The organism is Nonomuraea sp. NPDC049646 (assembly GCF_044465525.1).
Taxonomy (GTDB): Bacteria; Actinomycetota; Actinomycetes; order Streptosporangiales; family Streptosporangiaceae; genus Nonomuraea.
The window spans coordinates 80,482-85,689 of the sequence record NZ_JBITLU010000020.1 but is presented as its reverse complement, the minus strand read 5'-3'; the positions used below and the strand labels follow the sequence as shown (position 1 = coordinate 85,689).

5 protein-coding genes are annotated in these 5,208 nt (G+C 71.6%); 4 read left to right on the top strand and 1 reads right to left on the bottom strand.

Going from position 1 to position 5,208, the window contains the following annotated elements:
• The first annotated feature begins 66 nt into the window (after window positions 1-66).
• From ACIBQ8_RS42530 to ACIBQ8_RS42520, 3 genes are all read left to right on the top strand, one after another.
• Window positions 67-465 carry a DUF3224 domain-containing protein gene (locus ACIBQ8_RS42530; RefSeq protein ID WP_397194949.1) on the top strand — a complete coding sequence of 133 codons (399 nt, stop codon included), beginning with the start codon at window positions 67-69 and terminating at the stop codon, window positions 463-465.
• A gap of 105 nt (window positions 466-570) precedes the next feature.
• Complete coding sequence (locus tag ACIBQ8_RS42525) at window positions 571-1,632, top strand: flavin-containing monooxygenase (RefSeq protein ID WP_397194948.1); 1,062 nt, start codon at window positions 571-573, stop codon at window positions 1,630-1,632.
• 5 nt (window positions 1,633-1,637) lie between these two features.
• Entirely contained in the window at window positions 1,638-2,177 is a 540-nt protein-coding gene (locus tag ACIBQ8_RS42520; protein ID WP_397194947.1) for a DUF1697 domain-containing protein, read from the top strand.
• On the opposite strand, the gene ACIBQ8_RS42515 is transcribed toward ACIBQ8_RS42520, so the two are convergent.
• Window positions 2,174-3,484, bottom strand: a complete 1,311-nt coding sequence (locus ACIBQ8_RS42515) for a class I adenylate-forming enzyme family protein (RefSeq protein WP_397194946.1) — start codon at window positions 3,482-3,484, stop codon at window positions 2,174-2,176. The genes ACIBQ8_RS42520 and ACIBQ8_RS42515 overlap by 4 nt on opposite strands.
• A gap of 137 nt (window positions 3,485-3,621) precedes the next feature.
• On the opposite strand from ACIBQ8_RS42515, the gene ACIBQ8_RS42510 reads away from it, so the two are divergent.
• On the top strand, window positions 3,622-5,112 hold the full coding sequence (locus ACIBQ8_RS42510; protein WP_397194945.1) for an MFS transporter: 1,491 nt from the start codon (window positions 3,622-3,624) through the stop codon (window positions 5,110-5,112).
• The last annotated feature ends 96 nt before the right edge of the window (window positions 5,113-5,208 follow it).

Genomic DNA, 5,208 nt, shown 5'->3' with positions numbered 1-5,208 from the left:
CCGAAGGCCGACGCATAGCGCCCAGGGTCAGGGGTAGCGAAAAAGAGAGCAAAAAAGGGAGCTGACATGACTACCCAAGGTAAGGGCTCGTACCAGATCACCGGTTGGGACGAGAAGCCCTACGAGGAGAAGAAGGGCCAGCCCAAGCTCACTCAGGCCCACGTCACCAACGCCTGGACCGGCGACATCGAAGGCGAGGGGCAGGCCGAGTACCTGATGGCCTACGCCAGCGACACCGAGGCCAGCTTCGTCGGCCTGCAGAAGGTCGTCGGGAGCGTCCGCGGCAAGAAGGGCTCCTTCGTGCTGCAGGCGACGGGCACCTTCGACGGCGGCGTGGCCAAGGCCGACTGGTCCGTCGTGCCGAACTCCGGCACGGAGGAGCTGAAGGGGCTGAGCGGCAAGGGAGGGTACGTCTCCAAGACCGACGGCTCGGCGGAGGTCACCCTCAACTACAACCTCAAGTAGGCGCTGCACGCCGGGTACGCGGGGCCGGGGGCCCCGCGTACTCGCATGTCAGGAACTGCTCAGTGTTGAGCAGACCGCCTCGCGCCCGCGCGCGACGATGGCCGCATGGACACTGAAGTGATCGTCGTCGGTGGCGGCCAGAGCGGGCTCGTCGCGGGCTACTACCTGAAACAGGCCGGCATCCCCTTCGTCATCCTCGACGAGGAACCGCGGCTCGGCGAGGCGTGGCGGCAGCGCTGGGACTCCCTGGAGCTGTTCACGATCGCCGAGTACTGTGCCCTGCCCGGCCTGCGCTTCCCCGGCGGGAAGAACCGCTTCCCCACCAAGGAGGAGATGGCCGACTACGTCGAGGCGTACGGCAAGGAGTTCGACCTGCCGGTCAGGCTCGGCACCCGCGTCACCTCCCTGGAGCCGATCGAGGGCGGCTACCGGCTGGAGACCACGAAGGGCGCGTACGAGGCGCCACAGGTGATCATCGCGACCGGCGCCTACCGGGTGCCGAAGGTGCCCGAGCTCGCCGGCAGGCTGGACGCCGAGGTCTACCAGGTGCACACCGGCCGCTACCGCAACCCGTCCCAGGTGCCGGGCGGGACCGTCGTCGTGGTCGGCGCGGCGAACTCCGGCGCCCAGATCGCGCCCGAGCTGGCCGCCGGCCGCCGCGTGCTGCTGTCGCAGGGCTCGCCGCTGCCGCACTTCGGCCGCCGCTTCCTGGGCAAGGGCCTGCACTGGTGGGGCGACAAGTTCGGGCTGATCGCCAAGCCGCTGATGGGCGAGCGCGACCGGCTGCACAAGAAGACGATCCTGGTCGGGCCCAGCCTGAAGAAGCTGGCCAAGCGGCACCGCTTCGAGCTCGTGGGCCGTACGGTCGACGCCGAGGGCCGCACGATGCGCTTCGAGGACGGCCGCTCGGCCGACGTCGACGCCGTCGTCTGGGCAACCGGCTTCCGCTACGACTACTCCTGGGTGCACGCGCCCGTCGTGGACGAGGGCGGCGGCATCACGCAGGACCGCGGCGTCACCGCAGCCCCCGGCCTCTACGTCCTCGGCATGCAGTGCCAGCACTCCTACGGTTCGGCGCTCATCTGGTGGGTAAAGGACGACGCGGCTTATCTGGTCGAGCGCATCAGGCAGTTCCGTCCCCAGGCGGTGGCGGGCAGAAGGGGTTGAGCGACATGTCCAGGCAGGTGGCGCTGCTGCGCGGAGTGAACGTCGGCGGCCGGAACATGGTGAGCATGGCCGAGCTCCGCAAACTGCTGACGGGCCTCGGCTTCGAGGACGTCAAGACGCACCTGCAGAGCGGCAACGTCGTCTACACCAGCGGGAAGACCCCCGGCAAGGCGGCGGCCGAGATCGAGGCCGCGCTCGCCCGCGACCTCGGCGTATCGGTGCCCGTCCTGGCCAGGACGGGCGCCGAGCTGGGCGAGATCCTCAAGGCCAACCCGCTCGGCGACGTCGCCGCCGACGACGCCCTGCACCTGGTCACGTTCCTGTCGGAGAAGCCCGACGCCGGGCCGATCAAGGCGCTCGACCCCGACGCCTTCAAGCCCGACGTGTTCAAGCACGTCGGCAAGGAGATCTACGTCTGGTGCCCCGACGGGGTGCGCAACACCAAGCTGTCCTACTCCTTCTGGGAGAAGAAGCTCGGCGTCACCGCCACCGCCCGCAACTGGAAGACCGTCTCCAAGCTGCACGAGCTGGCCACCGCCGGTTAGCCCGCCAGCTCGCGCTTGAGCGTCTTGCCGATCGGCCCGCGCGGCAGCGACTTCGCGACCACGTACCGCGCCGGCCGCTCGGCCGGGTCCAGCCGGGCGGCGGCGAAGGCGCGCAGCTCGTCCTCGGGCACGGCAGAGCGCAGCACGACGGCCGCCGTGACGCCCTGCGGCCCCTGGAACGCGGCGGCCTCGACCACCTCGGGATGCCAGTGCAGGGCGTGCTCGACCCGCAGCGAGGAGATCCGGCGTCCGCCGGCGGTGATGACGTCGGCGGCCCGGTCGAAGAAGCGCAGCCGGCCCTCCCCGTCCAGCTCGCCCAGGTCGCCCATGTGGGTCCAGCCGTCGCGGAACGTGCGCTCGTCGGCGGCGGCGTCGTTCAGGTAGCGGCGGCGGGGGGCGGCCGAGCGCAGGCAGATCTCGCCCGCGTCGGTGACCTTCACCTCGGTGCCCGCGCTCGGGCGGCCCAGCAGCCCCTCGTCCTCCGGCGTGGGCGGCGTCTCCACCGGGCGGTGCACGAAGGCCGGGGCCGACTCCGTCGAGCCGTAGCCGATGACGATCCGCACGCCCGGCAGCGCCCGCATGAGCCGGGCCACCGTGGCCATCGGCACCGGCGCCGAGCCCAGCATGAGCGCCCGCAGGCCGGACAGGTCGTACCGCTCGTGCCAGCCGTGCGCCACCATCCGGGTCGCGGTGGACGGCGGGACGATCGCCATCGGCACCCGCAGCTTCTCCAGCATGCGGGCCACGTTCTCCGGCCCGAGGTCGGTCAGCACGTGCGTGGTCGCCGGGGCGGTCATCGCCGTCATCAGCGCGCTGTGCCCGGCGTTCGTGCCCAGCGGGACGGCGGCCAGCACGCCGTCGATGCCGGTGAACAGCTTCCCGCGGCCCTCGTGGCCGTAGGTGAGGTTCGCGACCGGGACGGCTATGGCCTTGGGACGGCCGGTCGTGCCCGAGGTGTAGAGGATCTCGGCGACGTCGTCGTCCCGCGTGCCCGCCGCGTCGCCCGGCGGGCCGGGCAGCACCTGGCCCACCCGGCACTCGGCCAGGCGGGCGCGGACCTCGTCCTCCGGCAGCGCGGGCGGCAGCCCGAGCACGGTGCCGCCGGCCAGGTGCACGGCCACGGCGGCGACGGCGTGCTCGATCCAGTCGTCGTGCCGCAGCGCCGTCCTGACCGGGGCCAGCCGGGCGGCCAGCTCCTCCGACCGGGCGGTCCAGTCGGCCACCCGCAGCTCGCGCTCGCCGTCCACGACGAGTGCCACATGATCGCCCGGACGGGCGCTGACCAGTTCTGCCGGGTTCGTCGTCATGCGGCCGATGGTAGGAAGCCGGGCGCTCGCCGGATGCTCAGTGTTGAGCAGACCCGGGGGGCGCTTTCGTGTGGGCTGGAGTCGGCATGGGTCCGCGAAGAAGTGGGACGGCTGCCAAGAACAAGGGAGGCGATGACATGAACCAAACCGGTTCGAGTACGCGCGGCCAGCTGTTCGCCACCATCGGCGCACTCCTGGCCCTGGCGCTGGCGTCGATCGACGTCTCGGTGGTGGGGGCCGCGATGCCCCGGATCGCCGCCGACCTGCACGGCCTGTCGCTGTACGCGTGGGTGGGGGTCTCCTACGCCGTCGCGGCCGCCGTCGTCGTGCCGATCGCCGGGAAGCTCGGCGACATGTTCGGCCGCAAACCGGTGCTGCTCGTCGGCCTGGCGGGCTTCCTGGTGGCGTCGTGGCTGTGCGGCGCGGCCCAGACGATGCCCCAGCTCGTCGGCGCGCGAGGGCTGGCGGGGCTGTTCGGCGGCGTGCTGATGGCCAACGTCTTCACGCTGCTCGCCGACGTCTACACGCCCGAGCGCCGCACCCAGATGCAGGGCGTCTTCTTCGGCTTCTCCGGCCTCAGCATGGTGATCGGGCCGCCGCTCGGCGGGTTCATCACCGACAACTGGAGCTGGCGCTGGGTCTTCTACGTCAACGTGCCCATCGGGCTGCTCGCCATCGCCGCCGTGCTGATCGGCGTCCCGTTCGTGCGCAGCGGCGCGAGCTGGCGCGACATCGACTTCGCCGGCGTCGTGACGCTGGTGGCCGGGCTCGTCCCGATCCTGATCGGGCTCACGCTCACCGGCGACCGGCACGCCTGGACCTCGCCCGAGGTGCTGGCGCTGCTGATCGGCGGCGCCGTGCTGCTGGTGGCGTTCTACTTCGTCGAGACGCGGGTGGCCAAGAACCCGCTGGTGCCGTTCGCGCTGTTCCGCAGCAACCAGGTGTCGGTCATGGCCGTGGTGGCCTTCTTCTCCGCGTTCGCCATGATGGGCACGGCCTTCTACGTGCCGCTGCTCTACCAGGGCGTGCTCGGCGTGAGCGCGACCCACTCCGGCACGCTGCTGATCCCGATGATGCTCGGCCTGATGCTCATGGCCCCGATCGCCGGCAAGGCGATGACGGCCATGCCGCGCTACCGGCTGCTCGGCGTGTTCGCCATGGCCGCCATCGTCGCCGGGCTGCTGATCCTGTCGGCGGTCGGGCCCGACAGCGGCCAGGGCCTGCCGATCGTCGCCATGGTGCTCATCGGCGTCGGCATCGGCATCGCGTTCCCGATGGCCACGGCCGTCACGCAGAGCGCGATCCCGATGGAGCAGGTGGGCGTCGGAACCAGCCAGATCCAGTTCTGGCGGATGATCGCCGGGCCGGTCTCGCTGGCGATCCTCGGCTCGATCATGTCGTCCCGGCTCGGCGTCGCCGGACAGGGCGGCGAGGGCGTCGCGCCGGCGGTGCTCGCCGACGCGCTGGGCGACCTGTTCCTGGCCTGCGCCATCGCGGTCGGCATCGGCCTGGTGGCCAGCCTCTTCCTGAAGGAGGTGCCGCTGCGCGACATGTCGATGGGCAAGTCGAAGGCGGGCAAGGCGGACAAGCAGGCCGCACCGAACCAGGGGCGCGCCGCGAGGGCGTGACCCCGGCGAACCGGGTGGCGGGGCCGTGCACGGCCCCGCCCTCGCCATGTCCGCTCGCCATGTCCGCTCGCCGTGCCTGTTCGCACGTGCCTGCTC